This is a genomic window from Chitinophaga nivalis (assembly GCF_025989125.1).
GTDB lineage: Bacteria > Bacteroidota > Bacteroidia > Chitinophagales > Chitinophagaceae > Chitinophaga > Chitinophaga nivalis.
The window spans coordinates 733,342-757,699 of the sequence record NZ_JAPDNR010000001.1; the positions used below are offsets into that span (position 1 = coordinate 733,342).

At 48.0% G+C, this 24,358-nt stretch carries 14 protein-coding genes; 3 read left to right on the top strand and 11 right to left on the bottom strand.

Features of this window, described 5'->3' with window-relative positions:
- The first annotated feature begins 229 nt into the window (after positions 1-229).
- Positions 230-787 carry a type 1 glutamine amidotransferase domain-containing protein gene (locus OL444_RS03100; protein WP_264734700.1) on the top strand — a complete coding sequence of 186 codons (558 nt, stop codon included), beginning with the start codon at positions 230-232 and terminating at the stop codon, positions 785-787.
- 40 nt (positions 788-827) lie between these two features.
- Here the strand turns inward: OL444_RS03100 and OL444_RS03105 are convergent, their stop codons facing one another.
- Entirely contained in the window at positions 828-1,214 is a 387-nt protein-coding gene (locus OL444_RS03105; RefSeq protein ID WP_264734699.1) for a septal ring lytic transglycosylase RlpA family protein, read from the bottom strand.
- A gap of 51 nt (positions 1,215-1,265) precedes the next feature.
- The gene (locus OL444_RS03110) at positions 1,266-1,775 is read right to left on the bottom strand and encodes a DUF2867 domain-containing protein (protein ID WP_264734698.1); all 510 of its coding nucleotides are present in this window, start codon (positions 1,773-1,775) and stop codon (positions 1,266-1,268) included.
- A 152-nt stretch (positions 1,776-1,927) separates the two neighbouring features.
- Between OL444_RS03110 and OL444_RS03115 the strand changes: the two genes are divergently transcribed.
- Positions 1,928-3,664 carry a thiamine pyrophosphate-dependent enzyme gene (locus OL444_RS03115; RefSeq protein WP_264734697.1) on the top strand — a complete coding sequence of 579 codons (1,737 nt, stop codon included), beginning with the start codon at positions 1,928-1,930 and terminating at the stop codon, positions 3,662-3,664.
- A 79-nt stretch (positions 3,665-3,743) separates the two neighbouring features.
- Here OL444_RS03115 and tamL read toward each other — a convergent pair whose 3' ends face one another.
- From tamL to OL444_RS03160, 9 genes are all read right to left on the bottom strand, one after another.
- Positions 3,744-6,212, bottom strand: coding sequence for a translocation and assembly module lipoprotein TamL (gene tamL / locus OL444_RS03120; protein ID WP_264734696.1), 2,469 nt, complete (start codon positions 6,210-6,212; stop codon positions 3,744-3,746).
- Positions 6,196-11,280, bottom strand: a complete 5,085-nt coding sequence (locus OL444_RS03125; RefSeq protein WP_264734695.1) for a translocation/assembly module TamB domain-containing protein — start codon at positions 11,278-11,280, stop codon at positions 6,196-6,198. The genes tamL and OL444_RS03125 overlap by 17 nt, the downstream gene beginning before the upstream one ends.
- A gap of 334 nt (positions 11,281-11,614) precedes the next feature.
- Positions 11,615-12,250 carry a DUF6563 family protein gene (locus OL444_RS03130; RefSeq protein ID WP_264734694.1) on the bottom strand — a complete coding sequence of 212 codons (636 nt, stop codon included), beginning with the start codon at positions 12,248-12,250 and terminating at the stop codon, positions 11,615-11,617.
- Positions 12,251-12,489: 239 nt separating this feature from the next.
- Complete coding sequence (locus tag OL444_RS03135; protein WP_264734693.1) at positions 12,490-13,965, bottom strand: glutamate synthase subunit beta; 1,476 nt, start codon at positions 13,963-13,965, stop codon at positions 12,490-12,492.
- A gap of 66 nt (positions 13,966-14,031) precedes the next feature.
- A complete protein-coding gene (gene gltB, locus OL444_RS03140; protein ID WP_264734692.1) occupies positions 14,032-18,561 on the bottom strand; it encodes a glutamate synthase large subunit in 4,530 nt (1,509 codons plus the stop codon).
- Between the two features lie 399 nt (positions 18,562-18,960).
- The gene (locus OL444_RS03145) at positions 18,961-20,502 is read right to left on the bottom strand and encodes a family 10 glycosylhydrolase (protein ID WP_264734691.1); all 1,542 of its coding nucleotides are present in this window, start codon (positions 20,500-20,502) and stop codon (positions 18,961-18,963) included.
- Between the two features lie 87 nt (positions 20,503-20,589).
- Positions 20,590-22,458 (bottom strand): mechanosensitive ion channel family protein, encoded by a 1,869-nt coding sequence (locus tag OL444_RS03150; protein WP_264734690.1) that lies wholly within the window; start codon positions 22,456-22,458, stop codon positions 20,590-20,592.
- 87 nt (positions 22,459-22,545) lie between these two features.
- Positions 22,546-22,998, bottom strand: coding sequence for a methylglyoxal synthase (locus OL444_RS03155; RefSeq protein ID WP_264734689.1), 453 nt, complete (start codon positions 22,996-22,998; stop codon positions 22,546-22,548).
- Positions 22,999-23,049: 51 nt separating this feature from the next.
- A complete protein-coding gene (locus tag OL444_RS03160; RefSeq protein ID WP_264734688.1) occupies positions 23,050-23,571 on the bottom strand; it encodes a ferritin in 522 nt (173 codons plus the stop codon).
- Between the two features lie 171 nt (positions 23,572-23,742).
- Here OL444_RS03160 and OL444_RS03165 point away from each other — a divergent pair, with 171 nt between their 5' ends.
- Positions 23,743-24,339 (top strand): NifU family protein, encoded by a 597-nt coding sequence (locus tag OL444_RS03165; RefSeq protein WP_264734687.1) that lies wholly within the window; start codon positions 23,743-23,745, stop codon positions 24,337-24,339.
- Positions 24,340-24,358 lie beyond the last annotated feature (19 nt).

Below are 24,358 nucleotides of genomic sequence, written 5' to 3' on the forward strand. Positions count from 1 at the left end.
TACTGATCGCAAAAAATTACAATGGAATGAAAATCATTTTTCAACAAACATCCCCGGTGTGGGCAATTTTATTTACAGGCCTTATTTCCTGATAGTATCTGCCATGGCTATTGTTAGCTGTTTTTATGTTATGGGAATTGTTTTTGTGCACCTACTACCATCAACAAGCATCCACCGAAACCAGCTGTGTTTGTTTCGGGATATTTTTAACCATATAAATGATCATCTTATGAAAAATCAGTTGAAAGACAAGAAGGTAGCCATAGTAGTGGCCAATGGTTTTGAGGAAGTAGAGCTTACTGCTCCTTTGCAGGCTTTAAAAGAAGCCGGGGCAACAGTGGAGATCATCTCTCCGGAAAAAAATGCGGTACGTGCCTGGGCAGAAAAAAACTGGGGAAAAGATTATCAGATAGATAAAAATATTCATCATGCGGCCGCCGCGGAGTATGATGCATTAGTGTTGCCGGGAGGTGTGATGAATCCGGATTATTTACGTACGGATGAAATAGTGGTCCGTTTTGTTCATCATTTTTTTGAAACGGGAAAGCCTATTGCAGCGATCTGTCATGGTCCATGGACATTAATAGAAACCGGTGAATTGAAAGGACGGAAAGTAACCTCCTATCCATCACTGAAAACAGACCTGGAAAATGCAGGCGCGACCTGGGTAAATGAAGCGGTAGTTACCGACAACGGTTTGGTAACCAGTCGTAATCCCGGAGATCTGCCGGCATTCTGTAAAAAGATAGTGGAAGAAATAGCGGAAGGTGTACACGCAACGAACTAAACAAACTATATAAGAGACGGTTTCATGCCGTCTCTTATACTTATTTTTTCTTTTTATATTTTATTTCCACATTGGCGACTCCGGTGTTTATCATACCAATTCTGGCAGCTGCCTTACGGGACAAATCAATGATTCTGCCGGCTGCAAAAGGGCCACGGTCTGTTATCCGCACCTTGACACTTTTTCCGTTGGAAACATTGATGACAGTAACTTTGGTACCAAAAGGCAATGATTTATGTGCGGCGGTCAGATGATTCTGGCGGAATACTTCGCCACTGGCGGTACGCCGGCCATCAAAAGAATCGGCATAATAGGATGCCTTGCCCGTTTGTGTGATTTTACGACTGCAGGCAGTCGTGCAAAACAACAGCGCGGTTGTAAAAATAAACAGGGAAGTGCGTTGCACGTTTGCAGGGATAGTTTTCATGTTGCTATTGTTTAGGCAATAGCATAAAAATAAGCCAAATTTCCGATCGTTTCAGCCATGAAGATGTTGTTGTATGTTTTTCAACATTGCTGGCACAATCAGGCGATGAAATGGTTTTACAAAGATGAAATAAATCCGGCCCCATATGTTGTGATAATATACAACCGTGGTACAGGTTAGCTGTTGCGCTGCTGGTGTTTGCTGCTGCAGCAATAAAGACACCCGGAAATCGAGGTGTTTATCATCCTGCCCGATGATCAGTTCCTGTTCGGTTTTATCCATTATTTTAAAAACACCAGCCTGCGCTCCTGGTGTGATGGTAATTTGCCGGGGGCCATTGCCGGTTGTTTTTAATCCGAATAAACCCACCAGTTTGTCCCGTACGGTCATCATACCATTTACCCACCGGGGTGAATAAGAGAAAAAAGCGTTACCTGTTTGTTCGATGGTTACCGGAGGAGTGGCAGTAATGATAGTAGAAAAACCATCCTGATAATCTATTCTCTGGCCGGCTTGTTTCAGGAGGGAGCTGTCTGGCAGTGTGGTTTTTGAAATTCTCATACGCGCATATTTTATCAACAGAGATACAAATTTACAGGTATGCTGCAGCGATTGCTAATTAATTTTTACACCGGCGTTGCGATGTCAAGTACCTGAACAATGTAGGTGCAGGGGTGTTTTTATAAGTTGCTCAACATTCAAAAAATAATTCTATGGGAACACTGGTAGCAGATCAATTAGTAAATATGCTGGCGGAAGCAGGCATTAAACGTATTTATGCCGTTACCGGCGATAGTCTGAATCATGTGAATGATGCTGTCAGGCGGGATGGACGTATTCAATGGATACATGTACGGCATGAAGAAACCGGCGCCTATGCGGCCGGTGCAGAGGCACAGCTGAACGGACTGGCTTGTTGTGCAGGCAGCAGTGGCCCCGGACATGTACACCTGATCAACGGTTTGTATGACGCACACCGTTCTGGTGCATCGGTGATAGCGATTGCTTCTACCTGTGCCACCAACGAATTTGGCAGTGGTTATTTCCAGGAAACGAATACCATTAAATTGTTTGATGATTGCAGCTGTTATAACCAGCTGGCTACCACTGCAGAACAAGTACCCCGCATGTTGCAGGCCGGCCTGCAGCACGCAATACACAAACATGGGGTGGCAGTATTGGGATTGCCGGGAGATGTGGCGGCGGCAGATGCAAAGGAAATTACGACGTCCACCAAAGTATATCATCCCCGCCCTGTTATATGCCCTTCGCCGGCAGAGTTGAAGCAACTGGCCGGCCTGTTGAAAGAAGCAGATAAAGTTGCTATTTATTGCGGACTAGGAGCCGTGGACGCACATGATGAAGTAGTAGCCCTGGCTTTGCTGTTAAAGGCGCCGGTGGCCTATTCTTTCCGGGCAAAAATGGGGATTCAGCATAATAATCCCTATGAAGTAGGCATGACCGGATTACTGGGCCTGGCATCGGCCTATAAAAGCATGCATGAAGCGGATGTGGTATTGCTGCTGGGAACAGATTTTCCCTACACGCCTTTTATGCCGGAAAAGGCAAAAATTATACAGGTAGATATTCAGCCGGAGCGGCTGGGACGCAGGGCGGCCCTTGAACTGGGATTATGCGGCGATATTGCGGATACCCTCAATGCTTTATTACCCCTGTTACAAGAAAAAACAGACCGTTCTTTCCTGGATGCGATGCTATCGTTTTACGGAGAAGTGAAACAACGGTTACAGACCTACGTAACAGACCAGGGAAAAGAAAATGCCATCAGTCCTGAGTTTGTTGCTGCTACGCTCAACCGGCTGGCTGCCCAGGATGCAATTTTTACTGTGGATACGGGCATGACGAATGTATGGACTGCCCGCTACCTGGAAGCTACCGGCAGACGCACCCTGCTGGGATCTTTTAATCATGGCTCCATGGCGAATGCGATGCCACAGGCAATAGGTGCTGCGCTGGCGCAGCCCGGCCGGGAAATATTTGCCCTTTGTGGCGATGGCGGACTTACCATGATGCTGGGAGACCTGATGACCATCAAACAATACCAGCTGCCGGTTAAAATAATTGTGTTTAATAACCGTGCACTGGGTATGGTAAAACTGGAAATGGAAGTGGCCGGAATTCCGGACTGGCAAACCGATATGGAAAATCCTGATTTTGCGGCAGTGGCGGCAGCGATGGGATTCAAGAGTTTTACGATCCGTCAGCCGGAGGAAGTGGAGAACGTTTTAAGCGAAGCCATTAAAACAGCCGGCCCGGTACTGGTGAATGTTTTCACCAATCCGGAAGCTTTGGCGATGCCGCCCAAGATAGAATTTGCACAAATGAAAGGGTTTGCGTTATGGATGGGCAAACTGATTTTAAGCGGCAGATATGAAGATGTATTTGACGCGGTGAAGTCCAACTACAAACACTTGAAAGAGGTGTTGTAAGAACTGCTATCATCAACAAGGGGAGATATATACGGCTGGTGCAGTACATATCTCCCCTTGCTATTTTTAATATCCGATGCTAGAACGGATAGCCGATGGCGATATTGAGTATCAGGTTCTTTTTACGCCATTCCGGGTCACCGAAATTTATTTTATTGATTACCCAGCGTTCATTCTCCGGTAAATAAGGAATACGTAAAGGCATGGCCATATCAAAACGTACAACTACTATAGAAGCATCTATACGCACACCTACACCGGCGCCTACAGCAATTTCCTTATAGAAGGTATCAAACTTAAACTGGCTGCCGGGTTTGTCGGGTACTTGTTTCTGCAACCAGATATTACCGGCATCCACAAAGGCAGCTACATTAAATACGCTGGCTACGTGTATACGTACCTCAGAGTTGAATTCCAATTTAATATCCCCTGCTTCGTTGGCCAGCAAAGCAGAAGAATCTACTCTCGGATTATGATAAGAACCCGGCCCTAATGTACGTGCCCGGAAGGAACGGATACTACTGCTACCACCCGTAAAGAACTGTTTCACGAAAGGCAGTGTGGAAGAGTTGCCATAAGGCAAACCATATCCTAATATCAGGCGGTTAATCCATTGTTTTCCTTTCCCAAGCGCCCAGTAGTGGCGTGCTTCCAGTGTCAGTCTTTCATATTGGGCAAAAGGATTTTTCAGGATGTTTTTGGTAGAATCTCCTTTTTTGATGAGTAATCCGGCAAGGTTACCGGAAACATCCAGGTTGCCACTCAGATAGAAGCTATGAATACGGTTAGCGGATTGATTATTATACGTGATCGTATAATTGCCTCCCATGATGAATTGTTTCTCAATGGCAGCCCGCTGGCTGGGATCATTTTTCAGGATGCTGTCGTACGCCGCCGTTGTTTTGGTCGGCAATACATAGGTGACCGCGATGGGGGCAAAAGTATGACTCAGGAATGCGGTACGCTGCCACATATATTGCAGCTGCAGCGTGTATGCGTTCAGGTTATACAGATTTGCGCGGCTATATAATTCGTATCCGGCACTGATACGTGTACGAGGCACATAAGGTGTACGGATATTAATCCCCTTTATAGGTGTCAGGAAACGAGGTACCGTAACAGCTACTTCTGCTCCTACCGCATAGGAATTGGATCCACCGGCGCTTCTGTTGCCGGTTTGCCATTCCATCCCGCCAGACAAGGATATTTCCAACAGGTTTGCCGAGTGCAGCCAGTTTCTGTTTTTGGCGGTGAGTTTTACCTGGGAGCCTATAAATCCATTGGACTTGGAGGTACCCCGCAACTCAGCCTGGAGAGAACGTCTTTTATAGGGCGTCAGGTAAAACTTTGCATCCAGCCAGCCACTATCCAATGCCACCCGGTTATTGACCATAGACCGGTATGTAACGGATTGTAAGGCATCGCGTCTGGCAGCGGAGTCTTTTCGCGGACGGGAAGCCGTATCTCTGATGACTGTTACATTGGGACTACCTCCTACAATATTATGCTGTGAGGTATCGCGGATGGGCCGGAACTGTCCTTTTACAAATTTGAAGGTACCCAGGTTGATCAGCCTTTGGAGGGTAATATTATGGGAACTTAACCGGTATAAGCTATCTGGCCGAAGGAATACAGATCGCTCAAATACAATGGGCTTAAACCGTTTGGCAGAATCCACAATATAATTGCCTTTATAGAATAAAGGGGTACCCATGGTGGAAGCGGAATCATTTTCCAGGGAGTAGTCCGGGTACAGGGTAATATCATGCATCCGGTATGGCCGCAACGCCAGCATGGGCGTATTGTCCTTTATTTTAACAAACAGGTCTACGGTGCCGTTATTGGTACTATCTACCTGTACGAGCAGATAATCGGGTGTAAAATAATAATAGCCCTGTTCTTTCAGATCAGCGTGTATACGTTCCCGTTCAGCCTTGATCATATCCAGGGAATAAGGTTTCCCTTCTATCAGTACGCTGCCGGGCCTGCTTTTATTGACGGTTCTGCCAATGGCGCTGCTATCCGTCAGATAGGTAACGCTTTTGATGGTATACCGGTGATGCGGTGCGACGGTATATTTTATTTCCGCCTTTTTCTTGCCGATGTTTTTAACCTGAGAAGACACGGCTGCTTCGAAGTAACCGTTATCTACCAGGTAGCCCTGTAATACTTTGGAAGTATAATCGGACTTAACCTGACTAAGCAGTACCGGGGCTTCGCCCCATTTTTTGCGGAGTAAATAATTCAGGCCCTTTCCTTTAGGTTCCTTGCCTAAATTATATAGCCATAATTTAAAGGGCATACCCAGGAATTTCCTGTTGGTGTTGGGCCTTATTTTTTTATTCAGCCCATCATTCAGGGTGCTATAGTCTTTGGGCTTGCTACTTTTCTTTTTTGAAGTACTATCATTTTCCCACTTAATGGAGCTGCCGGTATACAGGCGATCGCCGGCAGGCACTGTTCTGGTAGTGCTGCAGGCGCTGATCACCAGCATGGCCAGGCAAACAATTACGTGAGCAACAATGATATGACTATTTCTTGTCCGCATCCTGAGTAGTCGTGTTTTTATCGTCTTTTTTATCCTGTTTTTTATTTTTGCTATCGCGCAGTTTCTCTGCCACCTTATCTTTTCCGGCGCGTCTGAGGATTTCCCTGAATTCGTCATAATCCATTACCAGCATAAAGGCTACCCCAGTTTCTACCACCTGTCCTTCGATTACAGACTGGTTGTCGTTACGTTGGTATACCCGTACCCGATAGCGTCCGTCCCGGGTGAGTTTATACTCTACCGAAATATCCCCGATCAGTGAGCTGGCGTTTTGCTGATTGCCTTGCAGCATGATATTGGAACCAACGGAAACGGTTAAACGATCATTGAAGAGATTTTTGGAGGCGCCGATATTCAGGTTGGTGGTTTCTTTTCCGGTACCGGAAGAATAGTCTTCTTTATTCTGCAGGTCGAAATTGAGGTCTACTCCTTTAATGAGGCTACCTGCCAGGTTGTTCAATTGCTGGGAAAGGATCTTACTCACACTGTTTTTGGCTGCCTGGGCTACGCCGCCACCGCCATCGAGGGTGTTCATCGGATCTTCCGGAATGAAAGCATTTAATACCAGTAATCCCATCACCTGTTTGTTCAGTTCGGATGGTACCTGGTTGATTTGTTTGAGGCGATTGTAAACAGTACCTCCCAGCATATTGCGGTCTTTCTCCGGCATGTCCAACCGGAAGCTGATGTCGGGTTTCAGCAGGCTACCTTTAATCATCAGGTATACCTGGAATGGGAGGCGTTGCCGGTAGCGGTTACGGTCTTCGGTAGACTTCCCGCTTAGCTGATCCTGTACCAGTTCATAGGCCGGTGCATTCACTGTGTATTTGGCTGTGATGTCGAGGTCGGCGCTCATGGCATCTCCATTAAAGGAAATGAAGCTACCCTTTTCGATATCAAAGGAACGTTTGATCAGCTGATTCAGCGACATCTCATATTTACCTTCCGAAATCTCGTAACGGCCGGTCAGGCTCATTTTACTGCTGGGGTCCAGGGTTGCATTTATATTTGCTGCTCCTTTCGCCTGTACAAAGTCGCCATTTTGTTTATCGATAATGATCTTGATCACAGACTCCGGTGTGATTTCCACATTACCGGAGAAGATCAGTCCTTTCAGTTTGGGGTTCTGGTATTTGAGGCTATCCAGTTTCGCCTGTAAAGCGGTATCCACAGGATTGGACTTATCCACAAATTCTACCACGCCGGAACGGTCGGCGAGGCCTGGTTCTTCCTGTGGGAGCATCACCGTTACGCTGGACTTATCCCTTAATTTCAGATTGGCGTCTACCCTGGGCAGATCCAGGTTGCCGCGTATTTTCACCTTACTGTCGATGAAAGCGGGGCCATATACCCATTGATCCTGATTTTGCTGTTTGCCGAGTGCCATGAAATTATCGGCATTGACATCCAGGTTGAAGTTAAAGGTGGACAGGTCTGGGGTATTGATACGGCCATTTACTACCAGTTCATTACGCAGACTGTCGGTGATAACGAAGTTGGTGAACTGTATCCCTTTTTCATCGATCACGATGTCTTCATCCGGCAGGTAAAGGGTACTACCAATAAAGTTCACCATACCACCCGCTTCATTAAAGTGCAGGTTTCCCTGTATTTCCGCTGTGGCCGGGGTGCCGGTGATCTCAAATTTTCCGCTGGCACTTCCTCTCAGCTGGGAGATGGTACCCATTGTGAAAGGTTCCAGGGCGGACATATTCAACCGGTTGATGTTGACCTGTGCATTGATGGTACTATCATATGCCCCGTTTATTGTCACATCATTACCGCTACCATTCAGGACTGCGTTGAGCTGGTATTGGTTGGGCTGTTTGTTTTCCAGGGTCGCCTGCAGGTTGCCCATTGGTTTGTTTTTTACCACCAGGCTATCCAGTTTCACGTTGCCATTGATCAGCGGGGAACGTTGCCAGTTGCTGACCGTTGCGGCGGCATGTAATACGCCATTGGCCAGTAAAGTATCTGTTGCCAGCAAGCCCGTAATGGTAGACAGCTGGAAGTTGGCGATGTTGGCCTGTAACAGCGGGGTACCGGAAGTATCGTTTTGGGTAGCCAGCTGTATAGACTGTACACCTTGCGACAGCTTGATATTAGCCGTATCCGGAGCGCCGTTTTTGATACGCAGGATATTGTTTGCTGCTACCTCCCACTGTTGTTTGTTCAACATCAGATCGGGCTTCAGCGATAACTGCATGGCATTTTCCGGCAGGAAAGTGAATATGCCGCCCAGTTTGTATTTGGCCTTTTTCTGTGCATCATCGAGCAGCAGGTTGAAGTCTACCACCCCGGTATTGGCATGTGCTGTCAGCCAGGTATTGTAGAGCGGGAAGGTAGGATGTAACATCCGGGCCAGTGATATATCTGTTTGCAGGGATGTATCCAGGATACTGGCGGTAAACCGGAGACTATCTACCTGCAGGGAGTCGTATTTTATTTTAGGAATACCCGCATTTACGATCAGGAGACTGCTGTCGCTGTTCAGGCGGCCATTCATTACAAGTGGCGTTTCCATGTGGAGCGCCGGCAATAGTGGCTGGAGACTTTGCGGTAGTATCAGGGAGCCATTCCATTGCAGCCATTGGCCGGCCGGGATGTGTACGATCTGCCCGGAATCTGCCGGCATAATAGGTTTGCTGATAATACCGGAAAATGCGGCGCCTATTTTTCTGTAATCAATCTGCCCGTTGGCGTTAATGAATCCGAGCGGACTTTTTAATGTAATGTATTGTTGATCCGTGTATTGGGCTACCAATGAGGTACTGTCCAGTTTCAGGATATCCTTGTCGGTGATAATCTGCCAGCCGCTCAGGAAGGCATCTCCTTCTATCCGGGTGGGGTCCAGGCTGTTGAAATTAGCGGACAGGTTGCCTTTCAGCGTCAGCGGTGTTTTATACCAGTGCGTGTTATAAAGGTCTGCTTTATCCAGTGCCAGCTGCAGATTAAGGGTACGGAGGGCCGTATCACCCAGTTGCCCGCTGATATCAAAGGTGGTGATAATATTGCTGTCGGCGCTTTCGCCCTGTGCCTGGAAAGTTCCTTTATTGATACCGGCTGTTGCCTGTACATTATGGTACGTATAGCCGTTATAGGTAGCTTCATTCAGCTGTATGGCTGCTTTTGCCAGCATTTGTTTAAGGGTATACCCCTGCCCTGCTGCATTCAGTTTTCCGGCTATCCATCCGAAGGTGGTATCATATAGCATGATGCCCGGGTGGACCCGGAAATAAGGTACGTTCACTTCATAAGTGCTGCGGATACTATCGGTGATATTGGCCAGCCGTGCATTGACGGAGGCATTGGCGTAATCACTTTTCAGCTGCAGCTGGGTGATCATACTTTTCATGCCCCCGTTGAAAAGACCGGTAATGAGCAGGTGCTCCGGTAACCGGGGAGTATCAGGTAAAGTACCGGCAGGCAGCCAGGAACGCAGGGCCTTATTGCCGGACTGGATATACAGATTGGGCAGATTGGCGTTGAGCAGGTCCGGATTGGCTGCGTGGGTAACCTGTCCATTTTCTGTTTTAATCAGGTTGCCTTCGTGATCGGTAAGGTATAGCTGTTTGATATTCAGTTCTCCCAGGGTGCCTTTCAGGATGGCTGTGAGGGAGAGTTCTTTTTTCCAGAGCGGGGCAAACGATTTGTTTTTCCGGGCGTCCGGAACAAAAGGCAGCCATTCACCGAGTGCAATATGTACGGAGTCGAGGTTTGCATCTAACCCCAGCTGATCCAGGTGATCGGCAATACCTGACCAGGAAGGTACGGTAACGGCTATATGTTTCCGCAGGGTGCTCTTATTGGTTTGCAACAGGAAGTTCCGAAGTACCAGGGAGTGAGGTGTGAACAACACGTCCATATTGGCTTTCCGGAGCGTAAACCCTGACCAGTCGCGGGCCGTGAGTGATTTCAGTTCTGCGCTGGTACTATCCGGGCGGTATTTTATATTGGTGATCTTGCCGGAGAAGTCTGTGAGTAACAGGTGATTATAATCCGGGTCGGGGCCGGCGGCTTTGGGAGCCGGTCCGCCGTTGTCGTAGCGGAGCCCGAGGCGTTCCAGGTTTACCTGGGTGGCAAATACCTGCCAGGTGTTGGGCGAACTGGTATCCGGTGGCGCCGGGGTGGTATCTTTTCCGGGCACCATGGCAAAGGCGCCGGCAGTGTTGCGGATAGACAGCTCTCCTACCTGAATGCGGGTAGAGTCCTGGTCCAGGTTACTATTGAGCAGTTTTAGTTCTCCGATTTTCCAGGAGGTATTGATACCACTACCTTCGCTGGCATAGAGGAAGGTACTGTTGGTAATCAGTAATTTTTTCAACAGCAGGTGAAAGGCGGTGGCATTGGTATCTGCCGGCGGGGGCGGAGCTGCTCCTGTAGTGGCAGCCGGGATATACTGTTGCCGGAAGAAACCTTTCAGCCCATTGAGCTGAATACCCCGGAAAGCATAGATGCCATCGTTGATGATGAGATCATCCGGATCAACATGCAGGGTTTTCCAGGTAAGTACGGCATGCATACCACCGGGAACATCTGCATAATTCACTTTCACGTTGTTCAGAGAAATATCTTTCAACCGGAACTGCATGGTTGTGCCGGTAGCTGGTGCCAGGGTATCGGGCGTTGTTTTTTTGCTGACAAAAGCATCTACTGCAAACTGGTAATTGAAGGCAGAATCGCCCTTATACCGGTAAATATTCACCAGCAGGGAATCCCACTCCAGTTTATCTATCCGCAGTTCATTGTTGATTAATGACAACAGATTGTAGTGTACTTTAAGGGAGCCTGTATAAAACAATGCACTATTAGCAGTATCTGCTACGAATACATTGCGTAATTCGAGATACTGCCATCCCCTGGCGCGCAGATAGCCGATCTGTACTTTGGTATGTAATTTTCGTTGCAGGTATTGTTCTCCCTGTTCTCTCAAATAATTCTGGACACCGTTCAGCTGCAATAACAGCACGGCCATTACGGGCAAAAGGAGCACCGCAATAAATATCCATATAAGCCAACGCCACCAGGGGCGGCCCTGTTTTTCTCCGGTTTCTGCTGGTTCTGTCACTATGATTTATTACTATAGTAATTTACTGAAATATAAACGCAATAACACGTTTAAGGTTTACTTTGCCGCAATGACGGCTTAACTAGCGCACTTGTTTGTGGCATAGAACAAAATCCATACCCAGGGGTACATGTTATTGATTATTACTGCAAGAATACATTAAATACGGTAACGGACACACTTTTTTAAGATAAAATTGGGAGAAGAAAACGATAAAAAATGAGGGTAGCAACGTGACAGCCAGGAACTGTCGCATAGTTTTTATGAGGGTACCGGTCCCACTATCAGGGGCATCATGTCTACAATAAAATAATCAGGTTGGTTTGTGAGGAAGCTACCCGCCGGACGTTGTGATAAGTGGTTTATTACGTTGATTAAACCGGTATATGTAATACGCTTCCTGATCTTTTCTTTGTCTGTCTGCCCGGAATTCCTTTAATAATTCCGGATCCTGTGGCAGTATATATTTTTTCAGGTTATAGGCAGATAATTCCAGTATTTCTCCGGTAAGAATATTAATCAGCTTTTTCAGCCGATAGGGTGTATTCATACTGTTGATAGTCATATCGGCCTGATTGATATAACTGCGGGAGGGCTGCACGCCATGCTGTTCATATATGCAATAGAAGCCCAGCTCCTGGATTTTATTCAGTCCGTTGTCCCGGACATAAATGTTTTGTCCGTCACAATATCCCCAGTAATTCTTCACCTTATGTTCCTGCCCATAGGCATCCCGGAGGACCAGTTCGTTTCTGTTGGCCAGCAGGTAGATCTGTGCGGCATTACTACGGGTTTTTATCACCAGGTCGCCATCTGCAGACGGGCTGTTGTTTTGAAACTCCGCGAAGGATTTATACAATCCTTTTTTAAATTTCTGTGCATGGATAATCAGGTTAACTCCGCTCTCCTCCTGCGCCAATGCGGGGAAGAACAGTAAGAGAAAACTGCCGATGTACCATAGATGTTTCATAGAAAACAAATGTATCCGGTTTGATACAGGAACAGTGGAGGAAATAGCTGAATGGCGGCTTTGTTTCTCCTGATATCGGATTTCTGTCTTTAAATGTGAAAGGGGCTAAAAAAGATATTCTTTTTACGGTATATGATACCGGGAGAGAAAAATAAAAGGCCGGGTAAAAACCCGGCCCGGCTGAAGGTTACAACAAAATCTAAACCTGCTTATGAGAAAAGTTTTGATTAGTAAATATTTTATAAAGCCATCGCTTGCAGCGAGTGGTCTTTGCTTTCCAGTTGTGAGCTGCCCATCAGGAATTCATCCACTTTTCTGGCACACTCCCGTCCTTCGCTGATAGCCCATACGACCAGTGATTGTCCGCGACGCATATCGCCCGCGGCAAAAACTTTCGGTATAGAAGTAAGATAATCTTTTTCTGACGCTTTTACATTACCTCTTTCATCTTTATCTACTTCCAACTGATCAAGCAGGCCGGTATGTTGCGGGTGAATAAAGCCCATGGCTAATAAAGCCAGTTCGCAAGGGACATCTCTTTCAGAACCGGGTATTTCCGTGAACTGAGCAGGTCTGCCATCTGCACTGAGCGACCATTGCAGATTCACCAGGCGTAAAGCTTTCAGCTGGCCATTGTCGTCGCCGATAAAGGCTTTGGTAGCAATAGCCCACTGGCGGTCTGCCCCTTCCTCATGGGAGGAAGATGTTTTGAGAATCATAGGGAAAGTAGGCCATGGCATATAGGTACTGCGCTCTCCCGGCGGTTTGGGCAACAGCTCCAGCTGTGTAACGCTGACAGCACCGTGCCGGTTGCTGGTACCTACGCAATCGGAGCCGGTATCGCCGCCGCCAATTACAACCACATTTTTGCCGGTAGCCCATAACTCTTCTTCCGTAACGGCAATGTCGCTTACCCGTTTATTCTGTTGTTTGAGAAAATCCATGGCATAATGCACTCCTTTCAGTTCGCGGCCCGGAATACCCAGGTCGCGGGGAATGGTGGAGCCGCCGGCCAGTACCAGTGCATGGTATTCTCTCAATAAGTCGTTGATACTAACGTTAACGCCTACGTTGGCATTACACTGAAATACGATGCCTTCTTCTTCCATCAGTTTTATACGACGGTCTATCACCCATTTTTCCAGTTTGAAATCGGGGATGCCGTAGCGTAAAAGTCCGCCAGGCAGATCATCCCGCTCAAATACCGTCACCTGATGTCCGGCATAATTGAGTTGGGCTGCTGCGGCCAGTCCGGCCGGACCAGAGCCGATAACGGCTACTTTTTTGCCGGTGCGTACACGTGGTATTTTAGCCTGTGCCAGTCCTTTGTCGAAGGCTATTTCAATAATATGTTTCTCTATTTCTTCAATAGCTACCGGCGGCTGGTTAATACCCAGTACACAGGCGCTTTCACAGGGCGCCGGACAGATACGGCCGGTAAACTCCGGAAAGTTATTGGTAGCAGTGAGGATATCATAGGCATTCTGCCAGTCCTGGTGGTATACCGCATCATTGAATTCGGGGATGACGTTACCCAGCGGACATCCGCTGTGGCAAAAAGGTACCCCGCAATTCATACAACGGGCAGACTGCTCATTCAGTTTATTTTCCGGAAAACGCGCAACAAATTCGTTGTAATGGTTTATCCTTTCCCGGGGATCTGCTTTCCCGGGCAACTCGCGTGTAAATTCCAGGAATCCTGTAGGTTTACCCATAATTTTCCTCCACAAGTCCCTTACCTGCAAGGGATATTTTGATGATGAATATAGATTGTTTGTTGTCTAGCGGCTTACCTGTTGTCCCTGTACTTTACCGGATTTCAACACAGCCTTGTATTCTTTCGGGAATACTTTCACAAAATGACGTAACTGATTTTCCCAGTCTTTCAGGATAAACTTCGCCACCGTACTATTCGTATAGGCGTGATGTTTAGTAATCAGATCCTGCAGAATGGTTACGTCTTCCTGTGTGAGTGGATCGAGGTCAATCATATCCCGGTTGCAGTGATTCGCGAAGGCGCCTTTTACATCATATACATAGGCAATACCTCCACTCATACCAGCACCGAAGTTGCGGCCGGTTTCTCCCAGTATCACTACTTTTCCGCCGGTCATGTATTCACATCCATGATCGCCTACTCCTTCCACTACCACGGTAGCGCCGGAATTCCGGACACCGAAGCGTTCGCCGGCTTTGCCCCGGATATAGGCATCTCCGGAAGTAGCGCCATACAGACAAACATTTCCGGCGATGATATTTTCTTCTGCCTTAAACCCGGCTTCTACCGGAGGATATAAGATCAGTTTGGAGCCGGATAATCCTTTACCGAAATAGTCATTGGCTTCTCCTTCCAGTTCCAGTGTAAGGCCTTTAGTGGTGAAGGCACCGAAGCTTTGTCCGGCGGAACCCAGGAATTTGAAGTGCAGGGTATCTTCCGGTAATCCTTCACTTTTATAAAGCTTAGAGATTTCGTTGGAAAGAATGGTACCGATCGTACGGTCGGTATTTTTTACCGCAAACTGCCGGAATACCCTGGATTTCTTTTCCAGTGCCGGTTGTGCGGCTTTCAGCAGTTGCCAGTCTATCACTTCACTGATACCATGATCCTGCTCTTCCTGTTTGTACAACCCGGTTTCAGCAGCAGCCGCTTCTTTATACAGGATGGGCGACAGGTCCAGTTTTTTGGTTTTCCAGTTGGTAATATTCTCGCGCAGTTGCAGGCATTCTACCTGTCCCACCATTTCATTGATGGTGCGGAAGCCCAGTTCTGCCATGATTTCGCGGAGTTCTTCCACGAGATAGGTGAAGAGGTTTACCACGTGCTGCGGATCGCCATTGAAGCGTTTACGCAGGTCCGGATCCTGGGTAGCTACACCCACCGGACAGGTATTCACGTGGCATTTACGCATCATGATACAGCCTTCTACCACCAGTGCTGCGGTAGCAACACCCCATTCTTCTGCTCCCAGCAACGTAGCGATCGCAATGTCACGGCCGGTTTTCAGCTGTCCGTCTGTTTGCAGTACTACCCTGCTGCGCAGTTTATTTTTTACCAGGGTCTGGTGTGACTCTGCGAGTCCCAGCTCCCACGGGAGACCGGCATGTTTAACAGAGCTGAGCGGAGAGGCGCCGGTACCACCATCGTGTCCGGAAACCAGTACCACATCGGCATGTGCTTTGGCTACGCCGGCAGCAATGGTGCCTACACCGGCCTTGGATACCAGTTTTACACTGATTCTGGCCGCCCGGTTGGCATTTTTCAGGTCATAGATCAGCTGCGCCAGGTCCTCGATAGAGTAAATATCGTGGTGCGGTGGCGGAGAGATCAGTCCTACACCTGGTGTAGCGTGTCTTACCTTGGCAATCCAATCGTCTACTTTATGTCCGGGCAGTTGTCCGCCTTCGCCGGGTTTTGCCCCCTGCGCCATTTTAATCTGCAGTTCATCGGCATTGGTGAGGTAGTAGCTGGTTACCCCGAAACGGGCGCTGGCTACCTGTTTGATGGCAGAACGCATAGAATCGCCGTTGGGGAGTTCTTCATAGCGCAGCTCATCTTCTCCGCCCTCACCGGTGTTGCTTTTCGCACCGATGCGGTTCATGGCTACTGCCAGGGTGGAGTGTGCCTCATGGGAAATAGAGCCAAAGCTCATGGCACCTGTAGCAAATCGTTTCAGGATAGTGGCTGCCGGCTCCACTTCATCGATGGAGATGGCCGCACGGTTACGCTTAAACGAAAACATGCTACGCAGGGTACAAGCCTTTTCACTTTGTTCGTTGACGGCTTTGGAATATTTTTTAAAGATGCTGTAATCGCCTAAACGAGTGGCATATTGCAGCAAGTGAATCGTGGTTGGATTAAAGAGATGGAATTCCCCTTTGCGTTTCCACTGATACACCCCTCCTTCTGTGAGGCGTTGTACCGGCGTTTCTTTGCGGCCGTAGCCCATCCAGTGTTTAGCCAGTGTTTCGCGGGCAATATCATCCGTATCGAGGCCCTGGATACGGGAAACCGCGCCGGTGAAGTATTTATCCACCACCTGCTGGTTGATACCCAGTATCTCAAATATCTGCGCTCCCTGATAGGATTGCAGGGTAGAGATACCCATTTTGGAGAATACTTTCAGCAAGCCATCACATACCGCCTTGATGTAGTTCTTTTTCAGTTTATCCACATCGAGAGAGGTATCGAGCTTGTTGTTCAGCTTCATATCCCGGATGGTGCTGAGTGCCAGGTAAGGATTGATGGCGGTTACCCCGAATGCGAGGAGGCAGGCAAAGTGATGTACTTCCCATACATCGCCGGCTTCCACAATCAGGCCCACCTGGCCACGATAACCCTTGCGGATCAGGTGGTGATGCACAGCAGATGCTGCCAGGATAGAAGGAATAGCCGCATGTTCGGAGTCGATGGCGCGGTCTGACAGGATGATCACTTCAAATCCATCTTCTACGGCATCTACCGCATAGCGGCATAAGCGCGCCAGGCCTTTCTCCAGGGAGCCGGGTTTACCGTCGGCTTTGAAGTAGGTATGCAGGGTTTTTGCCTGGAAGATACCGGTGTCGATACTCCGTATTTTTTCGAGTTCGTGGTTGTTGAGAATCGGGTGCCGCAGCGCTACGGTGTGGCAGTGCAGCGGATCTTCATCCAGCAGGTTACCGTTGTTTCCCACAAATGCAGCCAGCGACATCACCAGTTTTTCCCGGATGGGGTCAATCGGCGGATTGGTCACCTGGGCAAACAATTGTTTGAAGTAATTACACAGGTGCTGCGGTTGATTGCTGAGTACCGCCAGCGGTACATCGGTGCCCATAGAGCCTACCGGTTCTTTGCCATCCAATGCCATAGGGGCAATGATGGTATCCAGGTCTTCGGTGCTGTAACCGAAGGCGCGCTGGTATTTAAAGATCTGGTCGTGTTCCAGGTGGGTGAATGTAACCCGTGGTTCGGGCAACTCTTCCAGCCGGATTTTATATTTATTCAGCCACTCGCTATAGGGTTGTTGGGAGCAGATTTGTTGTTTCAGCTCTTCATCGCCTATAATACGGCCCTGGTCCATGTCTACGATAAACATTTTACCGGGTTGCAGGCGGCCTTTTTCTTTGATGTTTTTAGGATCTACCGGTAATACACCGGCTTCTGACGCCATAATTACGCGATCGTCTTTGGTCACCACAAAACGGCTGGGACGCAGTCCATTACGGTCCAGGGTGGCGCCGATGATTTTTCCGTCGGTGAAGGAAATAGAAGCAGGTCCGTCCCACGGCTCCATGAGAGAAGCGTGGTATTCGTAGAATGCTTTCTTTTCTTCTCCCATATCTTCATTACCATCCCATGCTTCCGGCACCAGCATCATCATCACATGTGGTAAGGAGCGGCCGGTCATGGTGAGGAGTTCTATCACATTGTCCAGGCTGGCGGAATCGGATTGTCCTTCTTCCACGATGGGCAGCAGCATTTCCATTTCTTCTGCCGTGAAAAACCGGGATACAAAGTCTCTTTCGCCGGCACGCAGCCAGTTCAGGTTGCCTTTCAGGGTATTGATTTCACCGTTGTGGGCAATGTAACGATACGGGTGCGCCAGTTTCCAGCTGGGGAAAGTATTGGTCGCAAACCGGGAGTGGATCAGCGCAAAGGCAGAAACCATTTTCTCATCGCTGAGGTCTGTATAATAGTGGCGTACCTGGTAGGTGGTAAGCTGTCCTTTATATACAATTGTTTTATAGGAAAGCGACGCAATGTAAAACAGTGACTTTTCTTTGGGCACTGTATTACGTACGGTTTTGGAAACGTAATTACGGAGTACATACAACTTCCGCTCAAAGATTTCCGGATCGTTGATATGATGAGGACAGGCAATAAATATCTGTTCAATTTCCGGTTCTACTGAGAGGGCAGATTCGCCGATACCATCCGGACGTACCGGTACTTTCCGGTAGCCAATGATTTCGAGACCCAGTTTTTCGGCGCTGCGTTGCAGTATTTCGCGGCATTCTTCGCGCCAGCGAGGTTCTTTCGGAAAGAAGACCATGCCTACTCCATACTTACCAAATTCGGGTAAACGAATGCCGAGTTTCAGGCATTCATCGTACAAAAATTCATGTGGCATCTGAAACAGTATTCCCGCGCCATCACCTGTGTTCTGTTCACAGCCGCAGGCACCGCGGTGTTCCATGTTTTCCAGCATGGTTAAGGCATCACGAATAATATGGTGGGACTTACGGCCTTTGATATGGGCTGTAAATCCTGTTCCGCAGGCATCATGTTCAAATTCCGGACGGTATAAACCTTGCGTTTGCTTCACTTCATCCATGTGGTTTAGATTTTTTGCTTTGGCGCACACTTTCCCCTATGACTTTCGCCGCAGGTGAATGGTGTACGATATAATTCGGGAATGGTTTAAAGATACTAAAGGAATGCTGGATTTTTTATATAAACTTTTGTAAAGTGGGTAAAGTTTAGAAAAAAATAAAAAAAATCACGTTTTGTTTAAATTTATAAAAAAATGACTGCTACGCCGGGCTTAAATCCCGAAAGATCTGGATGGTAGAAGCGGAATCTTCCGGGGCATAGGGATCCCACAAGATCATTTGCCGGTATTTTGTCGGAGGAACCGGCCAATGAGCGGTAAAAAGTAATGGGAAGGACTGACAGGGAGAAAAAAAACGGGATACCTATTGGTATCCCGGCTTATACTATTATAGTAGAAAGATTATGGTTCAAAGATAAACTCCGTTTTACCTCCTCTTACCTGCATCCGTAAAGGATCGCCTTGGAGGCTTTCATGCTGGAGCCGATCGAGTGCGGTAACGATGTAGGTATACATGCGGCCTTTTACATAACCGGGGTCTTTGAATTCCGGATCAGATGACTGCGGCAGTATGGCGATGATTTTCGTTGGGTCGCTGACGTTAATGGCTTCGTGTTGTTCAAAACGGTATAATACATATTGTCTGGTATGACCGCTGGTATCGTTGTCGGCCCAGTGCAGTTCCAGGCCGCCGGGCCGTTCGAAGGCATCTATAAAATACGGCGCCTCCGGTGTCAGGTTGGGCAACCAGGACATGGTAGGGCGCAGTGCCGGATATTTGTACAGGTGATTCCGCATGGTGTCTTCTATCCCCAACGGGTTGCCACTGAATGATTTGGAGCTGTAGAACATACTTCCCTGTACGGTATTCAGGGTGCGGGCTTCTTCTATCTGGGCCGGCAGTTCATTCGGATTTTTCCAGGCGGCATTGCTGCCAATGCGATATACACCATGTCCTATATATACATGTTTTCCATAACCATGTTGACTCCACCAGTTGAGCAGTATTTCGTAATCTACCAGGCGGTGTCCGCGTTCCCAGTACAGTTGCGGCGCTACGTAATCTATCCAGCCATTTTTTAGCCATTTTACAACATCGGCATATAAATCATCGTAGTTGGTCTGGCCGCCACGGGTATAGGATCCTTCGGGGTCTTTATCGCGGTTGCGCCATACGCCGAAGGGGCTGATACCAAATTTCACCCAGGGCTTTTCGGCCTTAATGGCTTTGCTGAGCATCAGGATAATGGCGTCTACGTTGGCGCGGCGCCAGTCGTCCTTCATCATATTGTTGCCATACAGCCGGTAAGAGCTGTTATCCGGAAATTCTTTGCCTGGTGCGCGGTAGGGATAAAAGTAATCGTCAAAATGTACGGCATCGATGTCGTAGCGTTTTACCACATCGCGGATAACCATGGTCACATATTCCTGTGCTTCCGGTACGCCCGGATCGAAATATTTTTTATTGTCATAGGTCAGAAACCATTGTGGTTTCAGCCGGGTGATATGATTGGCTGCCACACTGCTGCGGCTGACGTTGAATACAGCCCGGTATGGATTAAACCAGGCATGGAACTCCATCCCGCGTTTATGCGTTTCTTCTATCATGAACTGTAACGGATCATAATAGGGATTGGGCGCCTGCCCCTGTACACCGGTGAGGTATTCAGACCAGGGTTCATAGGGCGACGGATAAAAAGCATCTGTCACCGGCCGGATCTGTGCTATAATGGCATTCATGCCATTGCGCTGATGCTGATCCAGCAGGGCAATGAATTCCTGTTTTTGCTGATCCGTGGAGAGTCCTCTCCGGGATGGCCAGTCAATATTTTCTACAGTGGCTATCCATACTGCTCTTAGCTCCCGTTTGGGCGGCAGCTGGGCCCATGCCTGCTGCGCCAGTATTGTGCATAATATTACGCCTGCTATTAATTGCTTCAACATCTGCCTTACTTTAAACCGTAAGATGCGAAAATAGCAAAAAGCAAGTCTGTTGCGACACAATTATGTGATTCTTATGTGGATATGTTGTCAGGGGGCTTTTTCTATCTTCACCCGGAGTGGAGGGGCCTGATAGTTATCCGGCAGGTAATCTGCCGGGGTGGTGGTAGCTCCGCCATCCCGATGGGCGCGGTAATGTGGCGACATGATTTCTACGCCCGCGGCATTAAACTGGTCCTGTATCTGTTGGTGAAGTAAAGAGTAAATGCCCGCCATTTCGTGAGACTGGTCCGTATAGGCGTTGAGTTCATAGGCTACATAAAAATCATCCAGACTGGTCTGCAGTACAAAAGGGGCTTTATCTTTCATAATCCCATCTGTGGCCATCGCAGCTTTGATAAGTAATTCGTGCACCTGCTTCCAGGGTACATCATAACCGATGGTAACACCGGTATGCAGGATGAGGCCCGGATCTTTGCTGGAGGTGGTAAAGTTAATTGTATGACCGCTCAGGATACTGGCATTGGGTACCGTAATTTCTTCGTTTTTAGTAGTCCGTAATCTGGTGACCAGCAGGTTTTTCTCGATTACCTCTCCGGTAATCTCTCCGATCTTTACCTGATCCCCTATTTTGAAAGGACGCATATACGTAATTACAAAACCGGCTACTACATTGGAAATGGCAGTAGATGATCCCAGCGAAAACAGGATGCCCAGGAAGACAGACACGCCCTGGAACACTTTTGAATCAGACCCGGGCAGGTAGGGGAAGATGACCACAAACATAAATGCGTAAAGCAGGAATTTAACACCGCTGGCGGTAGGCCAGGCCCAATCGGCGTAAAACCCTTTGATCGGGAGATTGCCACAGGCTATTTCTCCAGCCAGGTAATTCACCAGTTTTACCAGATAACGGGTGATAAAATAGATCACCAGAATGGTGAGTAATTTAGGGAGATAATGCAGCAGCCCCGATAAGATACTTTTGATGGGTGTCAGCGTCCAGTCGATCAGTTTATCCGCGATGCCTTTTGTCCAGGGGAAGATGCTGAAAATAAAGGGCAGGGTAATATAGAAAACCAGGAGGATGATGACGATGCGGGCAATACGTAATGCACTGTAGACCAGCCCTATTTGTTTTTGCTGATTGAGCAGGGCGTAGTCTTTTACCTTCACCCCTTTGAAATAGTGATCTTTTTCTTTTATGAACTTAAACCGCAGTTTGCGGAATAGCCGGTTGATCAGGTATACAATAACACCGAAAACCAAGAGGATAAGTAGCAGCCATGCAATGCGTATGAGGATGTGCTGCAGGCTGTTCTGATCTTTGGCCTGTATGACAGCTTTCCGGATCACTGCCGCATATTCGTTGGCCACTACGGCTTTATCCTGGTCGAGCCATAAGCCGTCATCGTCCGTTACCGTTAAGAGAATAATATCCTGATACACCACGTCCACATTATTTTCATTGGGGAGAACGAGGATGGAGTCGGCGGCGAAAAAGGGATCATTTTCCAGCCGTTCCAGTTTGGTGTGGATATTCCGGGCACGTTCTCCCGGGTGCAGTGGGCCCAGCTTATTGTATACGAAGAACAGGGTGTCGCCGAACGGTGCTACCGGAATGCCGGAGTGTACGGCTTTCAGCTGATTTATTTTAAGCCGGTTGGCGGCCTTTTTCAGGGAGTCGGCCTGCTCAATGGCTGTTAGTTTTTTTACCAGCTCCTGCTTGCGCCGGTCATTGTCGTTTTTCAGCAGCAGGATTTGTTGTTCCAGTGATTGTTTGGCGGCGGCATCTGCTTTCAGCAGGGAATCACTTTCGCGTAATAAGCGGGTGGTGCTTTCCAGCTGGGCATTGGTGACGGAGTCGCGGCTGGCTTTAGCACTGTCTGTCTGCGCCGGAGATAATAAGGATAAGGCAACCAATATGTTGGTGAGCAGAAGGGGTAATACGCATCTCATTCCCGAAGCTTTTTTTTAAAGTACGGAAAATTCCTGATGCATCCCGGCTGCAGCAGCAAAAAGCAGCAAATTTATGCTGCTATGCGGTTATACCTTCCGGTTGGTGTACTGGGTGTAATCAGGTAATATGACTTCATAATCCTGGTGCATCAGCGGAGAGGTGAGCAGGAAGTCGGCGGAAGCGCGATTGCAGGCTACCGGTATATTCCATACAACACCCAGGCGGAGGAGGGCTTTAATATCCGGATCATGCGGTAATGCTTCCATGGGGTCCCAAAAGAAGATGATCACATCCAATAAACCCTCCGCTACCAGGGCGCCAATCTGCTGGTCGCCGCCCAGTGGGCCGCTCAGCAGTTTTCTGACAGATACGTCCAGGGCTTCTTCTATCAACTTGCCGGTAGTACCGGTGGCGTATAGTTCGTGCCGGCTCAGCACAGTTTTGTTATAGATGGCCCACTCTATCAGTTCAGCCTTCTTATGGTCATGTGCGATCAGGGCGATCCGTTTGCGTGCTTTTAAAACTTTTGTCGTTTGCATATCTCTTACAAAAGTAATCAGCCACACGTAAAAAATAAATGCAAATTATGTTTAATGGGAGCGCCTGTCGTTGCCATCGAGTGTGGCCAGGTCGCGGTCGAAGATATACAGGCCGCCTTTATCCTCTCCGATCAGCTTAAGTTTATCGAGGATGTACCGGGCCAGGCGTTCTTCTTCGATTTGTTCGGTTACATACCACTGCAGGAAATTGTGCGTGGCATAGTCTTTTTCATTGAGACACATGTCCACCAGGCTGTTGATTTCTTTGGAAACCAGCAGTTCATGGCTGAACACATGTTCAAAAATAGCATTGATGTTCTTAAACTTGACGGTAGGTTCTTTCAATGCCGGTACCAGGCCATGTCCGCCACGTTCATTGATAAACTTAAGTAATTTCAGCATATGTGCCCTTTCTTCGTCTGAGTGGCGGTAAAGGAACTGGGCAATGCCGTTGTAGCCCTGTACTTCAGACCAGGAAGCCATGGCAAGATAATATTGGGAAGACGCTGCTTCCATTTCTACCTGGTCATTCAATGCTTTTTCGATTTTTGGAGAAAGTTCTTTCAGTAACATGACAACCGATTTTAATTTAACTGGAGTTAGAGAATCGTGGGGAGATCGCTGCCTGCAGCACCTATCATTTCCGCCTATAACAATATTGTCAAATTCAATGGGGAATTTGAGAAAGGCCGTCTGAAATTCTGCGCGGAAAGTGCTACCTTTGCTTAAGTAAATTAGGATAAAATGATTAAAACAGGAAATCCGATCATCAGTATATATACAGAAATGACTCCCAACCCGGAAACGATGAAGTTTGTAGCCAACAAACTACTGTATCCCGGCAAGAGTATTGATTTCCCGGATGAAGCCAGCGCGAAACCATCTCCATTAGCCATAGAGTTATTTAGCTTCCCTTTCATCAGGGGCGTTTTTATTATGGCGAACTTCATTACGCTTACCAAAACAAGCGAAACGGACTGGAATGATATCATCCCTACCGTGAAAGCCTTCCTGAAAGAATACCTGGAAGACAGCCGTCCTGTTATCAACGAAGATGAGGTAGTAGTTACGAAAGATGCTGCCAGCAACGAAGTGAGCGCAGACGACAGCGACGTGGTAAAACGTATTAAGGAATTATTGGAAAATTATGTGAAACCCGCGGTAGAAATGGATGGCGGCGCCATTCAGTTCAAAGATTACAACGACGGCGTGGTGAAACTGATGTTACAAGGTTCCTGTTCAGGCTGCCCTTCTTCCATGATTACGCTGAAAGCCGGTATTGAAGGCATGATGAAGCGTATGATCCCGGAAGTGAAGGAAGTAGTGGCAGAAGCAGAATAAGCCATAGTTGAGTGAATGA

Bases quoted from the DNA above. Each gene is read 5' to 3' on its own strand.
- OL444_RS03110 (WP_264734698.1), bottom strand. From the start codon at position 1,775: ATGAGAATTTCAAAAACCACACTGCCAGACAGCTCCCTCCTGAAACAA.
- OL444_RS03115 (WP_264734697.1), top strand. From the start codon at position 1,928: ATGGGAACACTGGTAGCAGATCAATTAGTAAATATGCTGGCGGAAGCA.
- OL444_RS03155 (WP_264734689.1), bottom strand. From the start codon at position 22,998: ATGCAAACGACAAAAGTTTTAAAAGCACGCAAACGGATCGCCCTGATC.
- OL444_RS03160 (WP_264734688.1), bottom strand. From the start codon at position 23,571: ATGTTACTGAAAGAACTTTCTCCAAAAATCGAAAAAGCATTGAATGAC.
- OL444_RS03130 (WP_264734694.1), bottom strand. From the start codon at position 12,250: ATGAAACATCTATGGTACATCGGCAGTTTTCTCTTACTGTTCTTCCCC.
- OL444_RS03100 (WP_264734700.1), top strand. From the start codon at position 230: ATGAAAAATCAGTTGAAAGACAAGAAGGTAGCCATAGTAGTGGCCAAT.
- gltB (WP_264734692.1), bottom strand. From the start codon at position 18,561: ATGGATGAAGTGAAGCAAACGCAAGGTTTATACCGTCCGGAATTTGAA.
- OL444_RS03145 (WP_264734691.1), bottom strand. From the start codon at position 20,502: ATGTTGAAGCAATTAATAGCAGGCGTAATATTATGCACAATACTGGCG.
- tamL (WP_264734696.1), bottom strand. From the start codon at position 6,212: ATGCGGACAAGAAATAGTCATATCATTGTTGCTCACGTAATTGTTTGC.
- OL444_RS03105 (WP_264734699.1), bottom strand. From the start codon at position 1,214: ATGAAAACTATCCCTGCAAACGTGCAACGCACTTCCCTGTTTATTTTT.
- OL444_RS03165 (WP_264734687.1), top strand. From the start codon at position 23,743: ATGATTAAAACAGGAAATCCGATCATCAGTATATATACAGAAATGACT.
- OL444_RS03135 (WP_264734693.1), bottom strand. From the start codon at position 13,965: ATGGGTAAACCTACAGGATTCCTGGAATTTACACGCGAGTTGCCCGGG.
- OL444_RS03150 (WP_264734690.1), bottom strand. From the start codon at position 22,458: ATGAGATGCGTATTACCCCTTCTGCTCACCAACATATTGGTTGCCTTA.